This window comes from Paraburkholderia sp. BR10937 (assembly GCF_040965695.1).
GTDB lineage: Bacteria > Pseudomonadota > Gammaproteobacteria > Burkholderiales > Burkholderiaceae > Paraburkholderia.
Window position 1 is genome coordinate 15,186 of the sequence record NZ_JBFRCL010000083.1, and the last position, 16,174, is coordinate 31,359.

Below are 16,174 nucleotides of genomic sequence, written 5' to 3' on the forward strand. Positions count from 1 at the left end.
GATTCAGTTTCGCACTCAGATACAAGGTTGTATTAGAATCCGGCTCATCATCCCAGGTCCGGGCCGGTGCGTGAGCCGCGCCGTGCCCGCGACTCAACGGCGGCGCAACCGGTCCGGCAGTATTGCGGTCTGCGTGCGCACCCAGCCTATCGAGGTCCAGGTGAATCGTTGCGGTCGTGGCGCATCGAGCAGGATGCGCAGAGGTACCGGTAAGTTCAGTGCGCCATGGCGGCATGCCGCGAATGTGCTCCTCGTGCTAGGCGTCGCCACGCTGGCCGCCTGCGGCAAGGAAAAGGAAGCCCCGCCGCAGCCGCGCCCGGTCGTCTCGATGACCGTGCACCCCGACGGCGGCGGCGTGAGCCCCGCCTATCCCGGCGATATCGAGGCGCGCAACGCCACGCCGCTTTCGTTTCGTGTGAACGGCAAGATCATCGAGCGCAGCGTGCGCCTGGGCGACAGCGTCAAGCCCGGCCAGACGCTCGCGCGGCTCGATCCGGCGGACTTCGAAAAGAACGCAGCCAGCGCGCAGGCCCAACTCGACGCCGCGCAGCATCGCCTCGTCTTCGCGAAGCAGCAGCTCGATCGCGACACGGCCCAGTCGGCGGCCAATCTCATCGCCCGCGCGCAGATCGAACAGACGCAGGATGCCTACGCCTCGGCCGCGGCCCAGCGCGATCAGGCGCAGCAGCAGCTCGCGCTGGCAAACAACCAGCTGCGCTACACGCAGATCGTCGCCGACCACGCGGGTGTCATCACCGCCGAAAACGCCGACACCGGCCAGAACGTGCAGGCCGGCCAGGCGGTCTACCAGCTCGCGTGGAGCGGCGACGTCGACGTGGTGTGCGACCTGCCCGAGCGCGCCGTGGCCGCGCTGCACACCGGCGACACCGCGCAGGTCACGCTCGGCGCCCTGCCCGGCCGCCACTACACGGCGCGCCTGCGCGAACTCGCCGCCGCGGCGGACCCGCAAAGCCGCACGTGGCGCGCGCGGCTCACGCTCGAACATCCCGACGCCGAAGTGCGCCTCGGCATGACCGCCAACGTGGCGTTCGCGGCCCCGAGCGAGGCCAGCGCGCCGGCCGTGTTTACCGTGCCGGCCACCGCGCTCTTCCACGACGGCGAGGCGCCCGCCATCTGGGTCGTCCACGCGCCCGACAATGTGCTGCAGTTGCGGCGCGTAAGCATCGCGCGCTACGACGCGCGCACGATCACCGTGGCAAGCGGTTTGCAGGACGGCGAGCGCATCGTGCTGCAAGGCGTCCATACGGTCCATGCGGGCGAGCGGGTACAGCCGGTCGCGCCGCTGCATCCCGAGGACTTCGCGTCATGAGCCAGACGACGGACCCGGGTCCCGGCGCCGATCACGAAGAGGGCCGCTTCAACCTGTCGGCGTGGGCGCTTCGACATCGGGCGCTCGTCACCTTTCTCGTTGTGCTCGCAACGATCTTCGGGGCGCTCGCCTATACGCGTCTCGCGCAATCGGAAGACCCGCCCTTCACGTTCCGCGTGATGGTCATCCAGACCTTCTGGCCCGGCGCGAGCGCGCGCCAGGTCGAGGACCAGGTGACGACCCGCATCGGCCGCAAGCTGCAGGAAACGCCTTATATCGACTTTCTGCGCAGCTATTCGCGGCCCGGCGAATCGCTCGTGTTCTTCACGATGAAGGACTCCGCGCCCGTGAGCGAAGTGCGCGAGACCTGGTACCAGGTGCGCAAGAAGGTCGGCGACATTGCGTACACGCTGCCCCAGGGTGTGCAGGGGCCGTTCTTCAACGACGAGTTCGGCGACGTCTACACCAACATCTACGCGCTGGAGGGCGACGGCTTTTCGCCCGCGCAACTGCACGACTACGCGGACAAGCTGCGCGAGCAGCTGCTGCGCGTGCCCGACGTCGGCAAGGTCGATTATTTCGGCGATCCGCAGCAGCGCATCTACATCGAGATTCCGAACACGCAGCTCACACGCCTCGGCATCTCGCCCACGCAGCTCGGACAGGTGATCGGCGCGCAGAACAGCGTCTCCGCCGCAGGCACGCTCACGACCGCCGACGACCGCGTGTTCGTGCGCCCGAGCGGCCAGTACGAGGACCTCAAGGCGCTCGCCGACACGCTGATCCGCGTGAACGACCGCACGTTTCGGCTGGGCGACATCGCGACGATCCGGCGCGGCTACGACGAGCCGCTCGCCACGCAGATGCGCTTCCAGAACCAGGCGGTGCTCGGCATCGGCCTCACGATGCAGCCGGGCGGCGACGTGATCCGCCTCGGCAAGGCGCTCGATGCGCGCGTCGAGCAGTTGCGCGCGCAACTGCCTGCGGGGCTGAAGCTCGTGGAGGTGTCGAGCATGCCCGATGCGGTCGCGCGCTCGGTGGACGACTTCGTCGAAGCCGTGGCCGAGGCCGTGGGCATCGTGCTGCTCGTGAGCCTCGTTTCGCTGGGCGTGCGCACGGGCATGGTAGTGGTCGTCACCATTCCGATCGTGCTCGCCGTCACCTCGCTCGCGATGTACCTCTTCGGCATCGGCCTGCACAAGGTTTCGCTCGGCACGCTCGTGCTCGCGCTCGGCCTGCTCGTGGACGACGCCATCATTTCCGTCGAGATGATGGCGGTGAAGCTCGCGCAGGGCTGGAACCGCACGCGTGCCGCCGCCTTCGCCTACACCAGCACCGCGTTCCCGATGCTGACCGGCACGCTCGTCACCGTTTCGGGCTTCTTGCCCATCGTGCTCGCGAGGTCGAGCACCGGCGAGTACACGCGCTCGATCTTCCAGGTCTCAGCCATCGCGCTGATCGCCTCGTGGTTCGCGGCCGTCGTGCTGATCCCGCTGCTGGGCTACCGGCTGCTGCCGGAGCGCAAGGCCGATCCGGATGCGGCGCACGCCGGCAACGGTGAGGATCACGAGCACGAGATCTACGACACGCGTTTCTATCGGCGCCTGCGCGGCTGGATCGGCTGGTGCATCGAGCGCCATGCGATCGTGCTCGTGCTGACCATCGTGCTGTTCGTGGCCGCGCTCGCTTGCTTCAAGCTCGTGCCGCAGCAGTTCTTCCCGAGTTCCGACCGGCCCGAGCTGCTCGTGGACGTGCGCCTGCCCGAAAGTGCCTCGATCGATGCGACGCTACGCCAGACGAAGCGACTCGAAGCGGCGATCAAGGGCCGCCCCGAGATCGACCATTTCATCGATTTCGTCGGCACCGGCGCGCCGCGCTTCTATCTGCCGCTCGATCAGCAGTTGCAGCAGCCCAATTTTGCGCAGTTCGTGATCACGACAAAGTCGGTCGAAGACCGCGAGAAGCTTGCCAGCTGGCTCGAACCGATGCTGCGCGACACGTTCCCGGCCATCCGCACGCGTCTCTCGCGCCTCGAGAACGGGCCGCCGGTCGGCTACCCCGTGCAGTTCCGCGTGAGCGGCGACGACATCCCGACCGTGCGCGACATCGCGAACAAGGTGGCAGCGACGATGCGCGCCGATCCGCGCACCGACAACGTCAGTTTCGACTGGGACGAACCCGCGGGACGCTCGCTGCACTTCCAGATCGACCAGCAAAGGGCGCGCGCGCTCAACGTCTCGTCGCAAGACATCGCCAACTTCCTGCAGATGACGTACTCGGGCTATACCGTCACGCAGTTTCGCGAGCGCGACAAACTCATCAGCGTCGATCTGCGCTCGCCCGCGGCCGAACGCGTCGATCCCGCGCGTCTGCTCTCGCTCGCCATGCCCACGCCGAACGGAGCGGTGCCGCTCGGTGCGCTCGGGCATCTCGCCAACGATCTGGAGTACGGCGTGATCTGGTCGCGCGACCGGCAGCCCACGATCACCGTGCAGTCCGACGTGCGAGCGGGCGCGCAAGGCATCGACGTCACGCATGCGCTCGACGGCAAACTGGAGTCGATCAAGCGCGCGCTGCCGCCCGGCTACCACATCGAGGTGGGCGGCTCCGTGGAGGAAAGCGCGAAGGGCCAGGCGTCGATCTTCGCGCAGTTGCCGGTGCTCGCCATCGCCGTGCTCACGCTGCTCATGATCCAGCTGCAAAGCATCACGCGCGTGCTGATGGTCGTGCTGACTGCGCCGCTCGGCCTGATCGGCGTGGTGATCGCCCTGCTCCTGTTCGGGCAGCCGTTCGGCTTCGTGGCCATGCTCGGCGTGATCGCCATGTTCGGGATCATCATGCGCAACTCGGTGATTCTCGTGGACCAGATCGAAACGGACATTCGCGCCGGGCACAAGCGCTTCGACGCCGTGGTGGGCGCCACGGTGCGCCGTTTCCGGCCGATCATGCTGACCGCCGCGGCCGCCGTGCTCGCGCTCATTCCTCTGCTGCGCTCGAACTTCTTCGGACCGATGGCGACGGCGCTGATGGGCGGCATCACGATTGCGACGGTGCTCACGCTGTTCTTCCTGCCCGCGGCGTACGCGGCCGCGTTCCGCGTGCGTAGCAGCGAGACTGACGAGACCGGCAAGACGCCGGAACAGGCATCATGAAGACGGATTCTTCGACATTGGCGACGACGCGTTTGCCCGCAATACGTTTACCGATCGCGCCGGGCTTGCTCGCCGCATGCGCCGCGCTCGCGCTGGCCGGCTGCGCGCTGGGCCCGACCGGTCAGCCGCCCGCCATGCCGCAGCCCGAGCACTACGGTGTGCGGGCGCAGCCGGCACGGACGGTCGCGGCCCAGGGCGTCGCGCAGCAGTTCGTGACGGGCGCGGAACCGGTGCCGCAATGGTGGACGCTCTACGGCTCCGATGCGCTCGATGCGCTCGTCGACGAGGGGCTCGCCAACAGCCCGAACCTCGCCGCCGCCGACCACAACCTGCAGGCCGCGCGCGAGCAGTTGCGCGGCCAGATCGGCAGCTCGCTGCTGCCGACCGTCGACGCCATCGGCATCGCGCAGCGCCAGCAGCAACCCGCGATCCCGCAGTTCGGCATCGACCAGCTGCAATACGCGATCTTTGCGGGCTTGATCGACGTTCGCTACACCTTCGACGTGTTCGGTGCGACCCGCCTGAACAACGCAGCGCTCGCCTCGCGCGTGAACGTGCAGGCGTTCCAGTTCGAGGCTGCGCAGCGTGCGCTCGCGGCGAACATCGTGGCAAGTGCGCTCGGCGCGGCAACGCTGCATGCGCAGATCGACACGACCGAGCAGCTGATCGCACTCGCCAATGCGCAGGCCGACGACGTGCAAAAGCGCTACGCGCTCGGCTCGGCCTCGCGCACCGATCTGCTCAGCGCGCAGCAGAGCGCGGCGTCGCTCGCGGCGAGTCTGCCGGGGCTACGTCAGCAATGGGTCGCGCAGCGCCACGCGCTCGCCGTGCTGGTCGGCCGCACACCCGACCAGGCGCCGCCCGACCTCGATCTCGCCAGCCTGACCTTGCCCGCGCAGGTGCCCGTCGTCATCCCTTCAGAACTCCTGAGAACCCGTCCCGACATCGAAGCCGCCGAAGCCACGCTCAAGGCGGCCGCAGCGGGCGTCGGCGCTGCCACCGCGCAGATGTACCCGAGCATCACGCTTTCGGCGGCGCTCGGCCAGGGCGGCTTCAGCTGGCCGGTGGTGACTTCCGGCGCGGGAGCGCTGTGGGCGATCGGCGCTTCGCTTTCGCAGCCGATCTTCCACGGCGGCGCACTCGTTGCGCAGCGACGCGCGGCGCTGGAGTCCTACGAGGCGGCCAACGACACCTATAAGCAAACGGTGCTCACGGCGTTCCAGGATGTCGCGGATCGTCTCGCCGCGCTCGATCATGACGCCCAGGCCCTCGACTCAGCCAGTACCTCGGCACGCACGGCCCAGGGCGTCTACGAGGACACCAACGCGCGCTACAAGCTCGGCGCGGTGCCGTGGTACGCGGTGCGCCAAAGCGAGCAGCAATGGCGTAACGCGCGGCTCGACGAAATCCGCTATCGCGGCACGCGCCTCTCCGATACGGCCGCCCTCTTCCAGGCGATGGGCAATCCGCCGGTCAACCCGGCGACGCTCGGCAGCGTGCGCGGGGCGGACACGGCCGCTGCCGCGCCCGCATCGGACGCTGGCGCCACCGCGCAAGGCAAGTAGCACGCGCGGTTTTCCGGGCGCCTCGGAGTACCATGATCGCAAGCGCCGCGCACGCCGGCGCAACCGCCTCATGGAGACGACAGCATGCCCCGTCCATCGCTCGACTTCTGGTTCGACCTCGCCAGCAACTACAGCTATCTGAGCGTGATGCGCATCGACGCGCTCGCGGCGCGAAGTGGCGTGGATGTTCACTGGCGGCCCTTCCTTCTCGGCCCCATTCTCGACGCACTCGGCTGGGAAGGTCCGCCCTTTGTCGTGCAGAAGGAAAAGGGCGCCTATGTGTGGCAGGACATGCGCCGGCAGTGCCGCAAATACGCGCTGCCGTGGCAGCAGCCCACAGAGTTTCCCCGCCGCACCGTGCTCGCGACGCGCATCGCCGTGCTCGCCGACGACGAGCCGTGGCTGCCCGACTGGTGCCGCGCCGTCATGACGCGCAACTATGGCGACGACCGCGAAGTCGATTCGCCCGAAGCGGTTGCACACCTGCTCGACACGCTCGGATTGCCGGCACAACGGCTCATCGAGGAAGCCGGCAGCGAGGCGAACCGGCTGCGCCTGCGCGAGCGCACCCAGGCGGCTCGCGATCTCGGCATCTTCGGCGCACCGACGTTTTTCGTCGGCGAGGCAATGTTCTGGGGCAACGACCGGCTGGAAGACGCGATCGAAACGGCGCTCCGCGCGCCGCACAACCGGGACACTGCGTAGTCCTGCTCTCCGCGCTTCACTAGTGTGGAGCCATTCGTATTCCTGCCTGTTCAGGCCGTCATGTATTCGCGCGGTTCGCACAGCCAAACCTTCGGACTGCGTTCTGACGATGGGTTTCGAGGCGCGATGCCTCATACCGCTTGCCTGCGCACAAAGCCTTTGGCGTCAGCCAGTTAGCTTCGCTATCCCAGGGTTATGAACAGGGGCTTCAACAAAAACTGTGGAAAACTCCGCGCGAGAGTTACCCACAGATTTCGTTGACAGCCCTGTGGAAAAGCCCTGGAAAGCTCGACCAACTCCTTGGCCCACAAGGAAATTCTGCTCACCAAACAAAACACGGCGCGCCGTTGCCGACGCGCCGTGTTTATCCTGCAGAACTCATCGAACCAGTATCAAGGCTTGTTCGATTCGAACAGATCCATGATCTGCTTCTTCTCCGTCGTGGTCACGCTCGGCGGCGTCATGCCGCCCGGACCCATGCTGCCGGTCGCGCCGCTCGCATCGCTCGCCGCACCCGCCGGGTTCGCCGAGTCCAGACCGATGCTCGCCACGAAGCCGTTACCCGGCGTCATGTCCGAGAAGAACAGCTCGTCGTTGATCGTCGTGAGGCCCTCGGGCATCGCCGGCTCTTCCTGCGGCACGCCACGCAGCGCACGCTGCATGTACTCCACCCAGATCGGCAACGCGAGCTGCGCGCCAAATTCGCGGCTGCCTAGACTCTTCGGCTGGTCGTAGCCCATCCACGCCACGGCGACCAGCGTGCGCTGATAACCCGCGAACCAGCCGTCCTTGGCGTCGTTGGTCGTACCGGTCTTGCCTTGCAGGTCGTTGCGATGGAGTACGTTGGTGCCGGCGCCCGTGCCCGCCGTCGCCACCGAGTGCAGCAGGCTGTTCATCACGAACGCGTTGCGCGGCGAGAGCGTTTGCGGCGCATTCTGGCCCGCCACCAGCGGCTGCGCGCGCAGGATCGGCTGGCCGCGCGCGTCGTCCACTTCGGCGATCAGGTACGGGTTGATGCGATAGCCGCCGTTCGCGAACACGCTATACGCGCCCGCAGACTGCAGCGGCGTGACGAGGCCCGCGCCGAGCGCCATCGGCAGGTACGGCGGGGTCTTGTCCGCGTCGAAGCCGAAGCGCTGCGTCACGTAGTCCTGCGCGTACTTCGTGCCGATGTACGAGAGGATGCGGATCGACACGAGGTTCTTCGACTTCTGCAGCGCGAGGCGCATCGACATCGGCCCTTCGGGCTGGTCGTCGTCCTTCGGCTCCCACGCGTCGCCGCCCGGCGAGCTGGGAGGGAAGTACAGCGGCGCGTCGTTGATGATCGTCGCCGGTCCGAGGCCCTTTTCGAGCGAAGCCGAGTAGATGAACGGCTTGAAGCTCGAGCCCGGCTGACGCCATGCCTGCGTGATGTGATTGAACTTGTTCTTGTTGAAGTCGAAGCCGCCGATCAGCGCACGGATCGCGCCGTCCTGCGGCGTGAGCGAGACGAGCGCGCCTTCGACCTGCGGCAGCTGCGTGATCTGCCAATTGCCCTTCGCGTCCTCCATCAGGCGCACGATCGAGCCGGGGCGAATGCGCAGCGCCTGCGAGGCGCGCGGCGAGAGCGCGGCCGCGACGAAGCGCAGGCCCTCGCCCGTCACCGTCACCGAGGTGCCGTCGAGCTGTTGCGCCGTCACCGACTTCGGGCCCGCGTCGGTCACCACCGCCGAGACGAGGTCGCCGTTGTCCGGGTGATCGGTGAGCGCGTCTTCGATGGCCTGCTCGCGGTCGTCGCCGTCGGCGGGCAGTTGCACGAAGCCTTCCGGTCCGCGATAGCCGTGGCGACGCTCGTAGTCCATCACGCCCTTGCGCACCGCCGCGTAGGCGGCGTCCTGGTCGGCCGAATCGATCGTCGTCGTCACCGTGAGGCCGCGCGTATAGGTCTCGTCCTTGTACTGCGCGTACATCATCTGGCGCACCATTTCCGCGACGTATTCGGCGTGCACGTTGTACTCGGTGCCGGCCGTCTTCGTCTGCAGCGGCTCCTTGATCGCTTCGTCGTACTGCGCCTGGGTGATGTAGCCGAGGTCGAGCATGCGCTTGAGGATGTACTCCTGGCGAATCTTCGCGCGGTGCGGATTGACGATCGGGTTATACGCCGAAGGCGCCTTCGGCAGGCCCGCGAGCATCGCCGCCTGAGCGACCGTGATGTCCTTCAGGTCCTTGCCGAAGTACACGCGCGCCGCCGCCGAAAAACCATAGGCGCGCTGACCCAGATAAATCTGGTTCATGTACAGCTCGAGAATCTGGTCCTTCGTGAGTGCGCGCTCGATCTTGTAGGCGAGCAGCATTTCGTAGACCTTACGCGTGTAGGTCTTCTCGCTCGACAGGAAGAAGTTGCGCGCGACCTGCATCGTGATCGTGCTCGCGCCTTGCGAGGCGCCGCCGTGCATCAGGTCGGCCACGCCCGCGCGCAGGATGCCGACGAAGTCCACGCCACCGTGCTCGTAGAACCGGTAGTCCTCGATGGCGAGCACGGCCTTCTTCTGGATGTCAGGAATATCCTGAAAGCGCACGAGCTGACGTCGCTCTTCGCCGAACTCGCCGATCAGCACGTGATCGGCGGTATAGATGCGCAGCGGCACCTTGGGCTGATAGTTGGTGAGCGCGTCGAGCGACGGCAGTTGCGGCTCCATCACGACGAGCGCGTAGCCCACGAGCAGCGCACCGACCACGCAGAGCGTGCCGACCAGGCCGACGAACCAGAGCGCGAGCGTGGTGCCGATGGAGCGCTGCTTCGGGTTCCCGTCGCGCGGCCCGTTGCCGCCGGACCCGCCGCCCGATTCAGGCCGGCGAGGCGGCTGGCGCCCGTTGTTGAAGGAGGGTTCCCGATCTTCGTTCGGGTACTGCGGTGAAGGCGGTCGTTTGATGATAGGCATGACTGGAATGATGGGCGCGTCTCGCGCGCGCCGGCTGCGCGCAACTCGCGCGCATGGATCTCGACCACGGCGTCATGGCGCCAATGCGGCATACGACGTCGCCGGCTCAATCCCGGCGACGCGGCGCGACCGGCAACGCCCCCGTCCGGCCGCGCGGCGCGCACTATGGCACGCCACATGCGAATACACGCCCGAACAGGCGCCATTCGCGAAATGTAACAGCGCATTCTAAAGAAATCGCGGGCGCCGGGTCGCGCTTTTTTTGTAAGAGTTTCCTGGGAAACGCTTCCCGCCCGATTTTTTGGCAGTCAAGGCGCTGGCTTGCGCCGATCATGGCTTTATGCGCGAAAAGTTTCGGAGCTATCCTTCTATCGCGCGACAAATTAGACATTGCTCCGTTATTGACGGCAGATTCTTGCAGGCAGGGTTGTTCCTGGTCGCGTACCTTCCAATTGCGCATCGGCGCACTCGTCTTATGATGAAAGATCTGCTACACGCCCCTGTCTGCGCCCAGGCGAGCACGCATTCATTCTTACAAACAGCTGTTGCGCAGGCAGGCAAACCGACGTCATACGAAGCCGACCCAACGGCCCGTCGATCATGAACAAGCCCAGCGAACGCATCGTCGTCTTCGTTACGCCCGCGCAAAAGCGCGCGATCTCCGCCACCGCCGACGAGCTCGGCATCAGTCTCAGCGAACTCATGCGCCGCGCCGTGATCGCATTCAGCGCCACGAGCGATCAGGTGAAGGCCGCGAGCATCGTCGACCGGCTGAACGCGCCGCGTCAGCCCGACGCCCTCGCGCAGGTGCTGCAAAAGGCGGCGAGACCGCTGCGCACTGGCCGTGCGGGCACGATCCGGCCACCGGTGGGCACGGCGGCCATCGGTGCGAGCGACGCGACCGCCGACGCGCAAAAGGCCACCGAAGTGGCCGCGGCCATTCATGACGACGCCCCCCACGAGGCAACGCCTCAAGCGCCAAACGCTCCCCTGCCCGCCGCCCACACCGACGAGGCGGACGTGAGCCATGCCGCGCGCGAAATCGCCCAGGCTGTCGCCCGGCTGAGCGCCGAAGCGGCCGCCGCAGCGGAAAGCGCCGCGCTCGACACGGCCGCGGCGCAGTCGTTCGACGTCGAACCGCTGCAGCCGCTGAGCTCGGCGCCCTTCGCGCGCTCGCGGCGCGACGCAAGCGATCCACGCGACGAAGCCCGCAGCGACGACGCTGCGCCCGAAGGCGGCAAATACGCGTGACACGGGCCGCATCCGCGCCGCCATACACACGCGTCACAGTCGGCTTAACGCCCGCTTACACGCGCGCCCGCGAGCGCCGCGCGGGCCCGATTCCTTTAAGTCCCTTTTAAGACGGGCCGTGGTGTAATATCCGCGATCGATGGCGGCGCCCGGCCTGCAGCGGTGCTTCGCGCCGTGCAGCCAGGCCTCGTCCTGACGAACATACGCGTGCAAGAAAACACCTTCACGCTATTGCAATTGCCGCACTCGCCCCGATTTGCGCCGTGCATGCGCACCAGGCGTAAAGCGGCGTAAGCTGGCAGATGGATCCGCCCTCTGCCAGCCGGCTGGCGCGTGTGGCCAACCGCGTACGCGCACCTCGGCCCACGATGGCCGATCTCATTTCACTGGAGGAATTCATGTCGCTTTTCGACTCCATCTCCCGCACTGTCAAGGGCCTGCTCAACGACGCCGCCGACTCGGTGCAGGATCCGTCGCGCGACGCGCGCCAGATCGTGCGTGAGCTCGACGACAGCATCGGCCGCGCGGAGAACTCGCTCGTCGAGATCCAGGCGCAGGTCGCGACACAGCAAAGCAAGCGCGACGTGGCCGCCGACAAGGCGAAGAAGTACGAAGACGGTGCGAAGCGCGCGCTGCAATCGGGCGACGAAGCGCTCGCACGCGAAGCGCTCGGCGCGCAGCAAACCGCCGAAGCCGAACGCGATGCACTCGCGGGCGAACTCGCGAAGCTCGAACCGTCGGTCGATCAACTGAAGCAGCAGATCGACGACATGCGCCAGCGCCGCAACGACCTGAACGCGCGCTCGAACATCCTGCAGGCAAAGCAGCAGATCGCCCAGGCGAAGGATGTCGCGGCCACGGCGCTCGGCGGCATCGGCGGCAAGAATCTCGATGGCGACTTCCAGAAGCTGGAAGATAAGGTCGCGCTGTCGAACGCGCGCTCGGACGCCCGCCTGAATTCGTCCGACCAGTCGAGCGGCAAGGCACTCGACGACAAGCTCGCGGCGCTCAACAAGGGCCCGTCGGTAGACGAGCGCCTCGAGGCGCTCAAGAAGCAGATGAACACGCCGGCACAGTAAGCGCCTGTGTGCTGGATGCGGCGCGGCATGGTCCGTGCGGCCGATGCAGTCGGCAGGCGCCCGATAGCGCCGCATCCCCGTATCGAATGCCATGGAGACGGGCGTCAATCCGCCCGGCCTGCAACATGAAAAAGTTTCTCGCCGCTGCCAGCATCGCTGTTGCGTCGCTCGCCTTCACGGGCGGCGTTGCGTTCGCCGTGCCGAGCGTGCAGCAGATCGAATCCGCGATGTCCCAGGGTGACTGGCAGCGCGCCGACTCCGGCCTGAGCGCAGTCCTGCAGGCGCATCCGGACAACGCTCGCGCGCACTACCTCTACGCCCAGGTACTCGACCGCGAAGGTCGTTACAGCGACGCGCTTACCCAGGTCGAGCAGGCGAAGTCGCTCGATCCGCAAATCCGCTTCACCCAGCCGCAGCGTTTCGCGCAGGTCGAAGCGAAGATTCGTTCCGACGCTTCACGCGCCGGCAGTGTCAACACGAACAGCACGGGCAACCCGTTCACGCAGCAGCAGTTGGCCGCGCCCGCGCCACAGAAGCGAGGTCCTGGTATGGGCATGTGGATTGGTATCGCCATCCTGCTGGTCGGCATTGTGCTCGTGCTGCGCTGGACCCTGCGCCGCGCGAAGTCCACCGAAGACGCCAAGGCCGGCGACGACCGCCGCGACCAGCTCAAGCGCGCCACCGAGTTGCTCAACGGCGTGCGTTCGCTCAAGCTCGACGTGAAGCTCTCGACCGCGCCGGGCCACGAAGCGCTCGAAAGGGAAGTCGAAGGACTCGAAGCGCAGTTGCGCAGCCTCGTCGAAACGCTTTCGAACAGCGCGAATCCGCGGCCGCCGTATGAGATCGAGGATCTCGAACGCCAGTTCGCGAGCCTCAAGGCGCGCGCCGAGGGCCGCCCCGATCCGAATGCGCAGCCGGCCGCGCCCGACTACGGCAGCAACTCCACGTACGCGCGCGAAGCCGACGCCGCCTTCGGACGTCAGCCGCAGTATCCGCCTGCACCGCCGCAGCAACCGCCGCAGGTCATCGTGCAGCAAGGCGGCGGTGGCATGGGCGGCATGGGTGGCCTGCTCACGGGCGTGCTGCTCGGCGAAGCGCTCAACCACGGCCGTGACCGCGTGATCGAGCGCGATGTGCTGGTCGACGACGAAGGCCGCCGGGTTCAGCGCGACGGCAACAATGGCGGCGGCCTCGACTTCGGCCAGGGCTCGAACGACTGGGACGACGGCTCGGGCGGCGGCGGCGTCGATATGGGCAGCAACGACAGTTCGGACGACTGGAACAACTCCTGAACGCCTGAGGCTTCCCCAAGCGCACGCCGCTCAAGCAACGACGGGCTCCTTCATGGAGCCCGTTTTGCATCGGCGCAAAGAATACGCAGCACATCACACATAACGGCGGACGCACACATGGCCAATCAAGCGCTCGGGAACGGGGGCGCGCTGCGCATCGCCATCATCGGCAGCGGCTTTTCCGGCATCGGCATGGCGATCCGGCTGCGTCGCATGGGCGTGGACTCGTTCACGATCTATGAAGCAGCCGAAGGCCTCGGCGGCACCTGGCGCGACAACGCGTATCCGGGTGCCGCCTGCGATATTCCTTCGCACCTCTATTCATTTTCGTTCGAGCTGAATCCGGCGTGGACGCGCACCTTCGCGCCGCAGCACGAAATCCTCGACTACCTGCACCGCTGTGCGCACAAGTACGACGTCGAGCGCTTCATCGAATACCGCTCGCGCGTGCGCGCGGCGCGCTTCCTGGAGGCACGCGGCGTCTGGCAGATGGAGATCGAACGCGACGGCGCGCTCGCGACGGTCGAAGCCGATATCGTGATCGCCGCGAACGGTCCGCTCTCGCGCCCGGCGCTGCCGCATATCGCGGGCATCGAGCACTTCGAAGGCAAGCTGTTCCACTCCGCGCGCTGGGACCACGACTACGCGCTCGAAGGCAAGCGCATCGCCGTGATCGGCACCGGTGCGAGCGCGATCCAGTTCGTGCCGCAGATCCAGCCGCGCGCGGCGCAGCTCACGGTGTTTCAGCGCACGCCGCCGTGGATCATGCCGCGGCGCGACCGCGCCATCAGCGAACGCTGGCGCTGGATTTACCGGCACCTGCCGTTCGCGCAACGCGTGGCGCGCGCCAGGATTTACTGGCAGCACGAATCGCGCGCGCTCGGCTTTGCGGTGGAGCCGCGCCTGCTCAAGACGCCGACGAAATTCGCTCTGAGCTACCTCGCGCACAAGGTGAAAGATCCCGAGCTGCGCGCGCGCCTCACGCCCGACTATCTACTGGGCTGCAAGCGCGTGCTGCTCTCGAGCGACTACTACCCTGCCCTCGCGCAGCCCAACGTCGAGCTGGTGACCGACGCGATCCGCGAGGTCGTCGCCGATGGCATCGTCACCGCCGACGGCACGCATCGGCCTTATGACGCGATCGTCTGCGGCACGGGCTTTCAGGTCAACGATGTCGACGCGCCTTTCCAGGTGACGGGCGTAGGTGGCCAGGACCTCGGCGAGACGTGGCGGCGCGACGGCCCCGAGGCCTACCTCGGCGCGAGCGTCGCGGGCTTCCCGAATCTCTTCTTCGTGATCGGGCCGAACACGGCGCTCGGGCACAACTCGATGATTTACATGATCGAGTCGCATATCGCCTATATCGCGGCCTGCATCCGCGCGCTACAGCGCTCGGGCGCCCGCACGATGGAAGTTCGCACCGAGGCGCAGCAAAGCTGGAACGCGCGCGTGCAGGCGCGCTTCGCGCGCACCGTGTGGCAGTCGGGCTGCCGCAGCTACTACCTCACGCAGGCGGGCAAGAACACCGCGCTGTGGCCCGGCTTCACGTTCATGTTCCGCCGCAGAACGCGCCGCGTGCGCACCGCCGACTACGCGTTCGAGCGCTAGACGCGCTGCGGATGCCCGGCGTACACGCGCGTCTCGTAGGCGAAGTTCACGGTGCCGTCCTTTTGTGTCGCCTCGAACAGCTCGCGCAGCGCCGCGAGCATCGGCTCGTGGCGTTCGTCACCCGCGCGCGGCGCGTACGACGACGACATCAGGCGTCCGCGCAGGCCATCGAAGTCGAGCAATTGCGCGTTCGGGAATACCGTCTGATGCTCGAAGCCGTCTCCGAACCAGTCGGCCATCGCGGCCGAGTCGGGATAGGTTTCGGCCACGCGCGCGTATTCGGGGCAAAAACGCTGCAGGAGCGCCTCGTAGCCTGCCAAAAACGCCGAGCCTTCGAGCAGGCGGCTGTTCCAGAACAGCACGATCTTGCCGCGCGGCTTGAGGATGCGTGCAAATTCGCGCTGCGTGTCGGTCTTGTGGAACCAGTGGAACGCCTGTGCGGCGCTCACGAGATCCACGCTCGCGTCTTCGAGCGTCGTCGCCTCCGCCGTGCCCGCCACACTGCGATAGCCTTTGTAGCCGCCCAGCAGTTCGTCCGCCGCGGCGCGCATGGCCGCGTTCGGCTCGACGGCCGTGACCGGATGGCCCGCGTCGAGAAAGAGTTTCGTGGAGAGGCCCGTACCCGCGCCGATGTCGGCCACGGGCGCACCCGGCGCGATGCCGCACTCCACGTGCACGAAAGTCGCCACTTCGCGCGGATAGGTCGGCCGGAATTTCACGTAATCTGCGACCCGGTCGGTGAAACGCCGGGTGGAATCGTCGATCATCGTCTGCCCTTTTGTCGTTCAACTGCCGCCGCCGAGGAGCTTCACCAGCTCCCAGAGGAAGCGCAACACCATCACGATCAGCTCCCAGAGCTGGATCAGCTGCTGCCAGAGCGCGAGCGGCGCGCTCCCGCCGAAAATCGCTTCTATCATCTTGCTCCCGTCGCGACGCCCCTTTGCCCCTCTTTTCCGGCTTTCGAAGCGCCCGAGTTCCCGATCATAGCGCCAGGCGCCACCCCTGCGCTCAAGTCGCCGTATTACGCGCCGTAAACAAGTTCAGAAAGCCCGGCGATCGAACCTGCCGACGACCGGGCCTGCAGCTTTGGGCAGTTGTCCGCAGCTTTCATGGCGCACCGGGAAAGGAGACACCCGATGGCACGTTTGCGTTTGTTGGGCCTGCGCGGTCGCCGCGCGGGGAAATCCGCCGGCGTTGTCGGCGACATTGCCGCACATGCCGGCAGGCTCGGTATCGAGATCTGCGACGTGGCGGGCCATGTCGACGAAGTC

Annotated in this window: 11 protein-coding genes; 8 read left to right on the forward strand and 3 right to left on the reverse strand. The window is 66.9% G+C overall.

Going from position 1 to position 16,174, the window contains the following annotated elements; genetic code table 11:
• Window positions 1-193: 193 nt before the first annotated feature.
• The 4 genes from AB4Y44_RS38960 to AB4Y44_RS38975 all read left to right on the forward strand — a co-directional run bounded on the left by AB4Y44_RS38960 (window position 194) and on the right by AB4Y44_RS38975 (window position 6,752).
• Window positions 194-1,330, forward strand: a complete 1,137-nt coding sequence (locus AB4Y44_RS38960; RefSeq protein ID WP_368702480.1) for an efflux RND transporter periplasmic adaptor subunit — start codon at window positions 194-196, stop codon at window positions 1,328-1,330.
• The gene (locus tag AB4Y44_RS38965; RefSeq protein ID WP_368702481.1) at window positions 1,327-4,482 is read left to right on the forward strand and encodes an efflux RND transporter permease subunit; all 3,156 of its coding nucleotides are present in this window, start codon (window positions 1,327-1,329) and stop codon (window positions 4,480-4,482) included. The genes AB4Y44_RS38960 and AB4Y44_RS38965 overlap by 4 nt, the downstream gene beginning before the upstream one ends.
• Entirely contained in the window at window positions 4,479-6,047 is a 1,569-nt protein-coding gene (locus AB4Y44_RS38970) for an efflux transporter outer membrane subunit (protein ID WP_368702482.1), read from the forward strand. Before AB4Y44_RS38965 ends, AB4Y44_RS38970 begins: the two co-directional genes overlap by 4 nt.
• An 84-nt stretch (window positions 6,048-6,131) precedes the next feature.
• Window positions 6,132-6,752 (forward strand): 2-hydroxychromene-2-carboxylate isomerase, encoded by a 621-nt coding sequence (locus tag AB4Y44_RS38975; RefSeq protein WP_368702483.1) that lies wholly within the window; start codon window positions 6,132-6,134, stop codon window positions 6,750-6,752.
• Between the two features lie 392 nt (window positions 6,753-7,144).
• On the opposite strand, the gene AB4Y44_RS38980 is transcribed toward AB4Y44_RS38975, so the two are convergent.
• Window positions 7,145-9,673 carry a penicillin-binding protein 1A gene (locus tag AB4Y44_RS38980; protein ID WP_368702484.1) on the reverse strand — a complete coding sequence of 843 codons (2,529 nt, stop codon included), beginning with the start codon at window positions 9,671-9,673 and terminating at the stop codon, window positions 7,145-7,147.
• A gap of 600 nt (window positions 9,674-10,273) precedes the next feature.
• Between AB4Y44_RS38980 and AB4Y44_RS38985 the strand changes: the two genes are divergently transcribed.
• From AB4Y44_RS38985 to AB4Y44_RS39000, 4 genes are all read left to right on the forward strand, one after another.
• Entirely contained in the window at window positions 10,274-10,924 is a 651-nt protein-coding gene (locus tag AB4Y44_RS38985) for a hypothetical protein (RefSeq protein ID WP_368702485.1), read from the forward strand.
• A gap of 398 nt (window positions 10,925-11,322) precedes the next feature.
• Entirely contained in the window at window positions 11,323-12,003 is a 681-nt protein-coding gene (locus AB4Y44_RS38990) for a PspA/IM30 family protein (RefSeq protein ID WP_342921321.1), read from the forward strand.
• Between the two features lie 125 nt (window positions 12,004-12,128).
• The gene (locus AB4Y44_RS38995; RefSeq protein WP_368702486.1) at window positions 12,129-13,295 is read left to right on the forward strand and encodes a tetratricopeptide repeat protein; all 1,167 of its coding nucleotides are present in this window, start codon (window positions 12,129-12,131) and stop codon (window positions 13,293-13,295) included.
• Between the two features lie 117 nt (window positions 13,296-13,412).
• A complete protein-coding gene (locus AB4Y44_RS39000) occupies window positions 13,413-14,903 on the forward strand; it encodes a flavin-containing monooxygenase (RefSeq protein ID WP_368702487.1) in 1,491 nt (496 codons plus the stop codon).
• On the opposite strand, the gene AB4Y44_RS39005 is transcribed toward AB4Y44_RS39000, so the two are convergent.
• Both AB4Y44_RS39005 and AB4Y44_RS39010 read right to left on the reverse strand, forming a co-directional pair.
• Window positions 14,900-15,670: a class I SAM-dependent methyltransferase gene (locus AB4Y44_RS39005; protein WP_368702488.1), complete on the reverse strand. Its 771-nt coding sequence runs from the start codon at window positions 15,668-15,670 to the stop codon at window positions 14,900-14,902. The genes AB4Y44_RS39000 and AB4Y44_RS39005 overlap by 4 nt on opposite strands.
• 18 nt (window positions 15,671-15,688) lie before the next feature.
• Window positions 15,689-15,820, reverse strand: a complete 132-nt coding sequence (locus AB4Y44_RS39010) for a hypothetical protein (protein ID WP_368702489.1) — start codon at window positions 15,818-15,820, stop codon at window positions 15,689-15,691.
• Between the last annotated feature and the right edge of the window lie 354 nt (window positions 15,821-16,174).

Bases quoted from the DNA above. Each gene is read 5' to 3' on its own strand.
- AB4Y44_RS38985 (WP_368702485.1), top strand. From the start codon at position 10,274: ATGAACAAGCCCAGCGAACGCATCGTCGTCTTCGTTACGCCCGCGCAA.
- AB4Y44_RS38990 (WP_342921321.1), top strand. From the start codon at position 11,323: ATGTCGCTTTTCGACTCCATCTCCCGCACTGTCAAGGGCCTGCTCAAC.
- AB4Y44_RS38995 (WP_368702486.1), top strand. From the start codon at position 12,129: ATGAAAAAGTTTCTCGCCGCTGCCAGCATCGCTGTTGCGTCGCTCGCC.
- AB4Y44_RS38970 (WP_368702482.1), top strand. From the start codon at position 4,479: ATGAAGACGGATTCTTCGACATTGGCGACGACGCGTTTGCCCGCAATA.
- AB4Y44_RS39010 (WP_368702489.1), bottom strand. From the start codon at position 15,820: ATGATAGAAGCGATTTTCGGCGGGAGCGCGCCGCTCGCGCTCTGGCAG.
- AB4Y44_RS38980 (WP_368702484.1), bottom strand. From the start codon at position 9,673: ATGCCTATCATCAAACGACCGCCTTCACCGCAGTACCCGAACGAAGAT.
- AB4Y44_RS39000 (WP_368702487.1), top strand. From the start codon at position 13,413: ATGGCCAATCAAGCGCTCGGGAACGGGGGCGCGCTGCGCATCGCCATC.
- AB4Y44_RS39005 (WP_368702488.1), bottom strand. From the start codon at position 15,670: ATGATCGACGATTCCACCCGGCGTTTCACCGACCGGGTCGCAGATTAC.
- AB4Y44_RS38960 (WP_368702480.1), top strand. From the start codon at position 194: ATGCGCAGAGGTACCGGTAAGTTCAGTGCGCCATGGCGGCATGCCGCG.
- AB4Y44_RS38965 (WP_368702481.1), top strand. From the start codon at position 1,327: ATGAGCCAGACGACGGACCCGGGTCCCGGCGCCGATCACGAAGAGGGC.
- AB4Y44_RS38975 (WP_368702483.1), top strand. From the start codon at position 6,132: ATGCCCCGTCCATCGCTCGACTTCTGGTTCGACCTCGCCAGCAACTAC.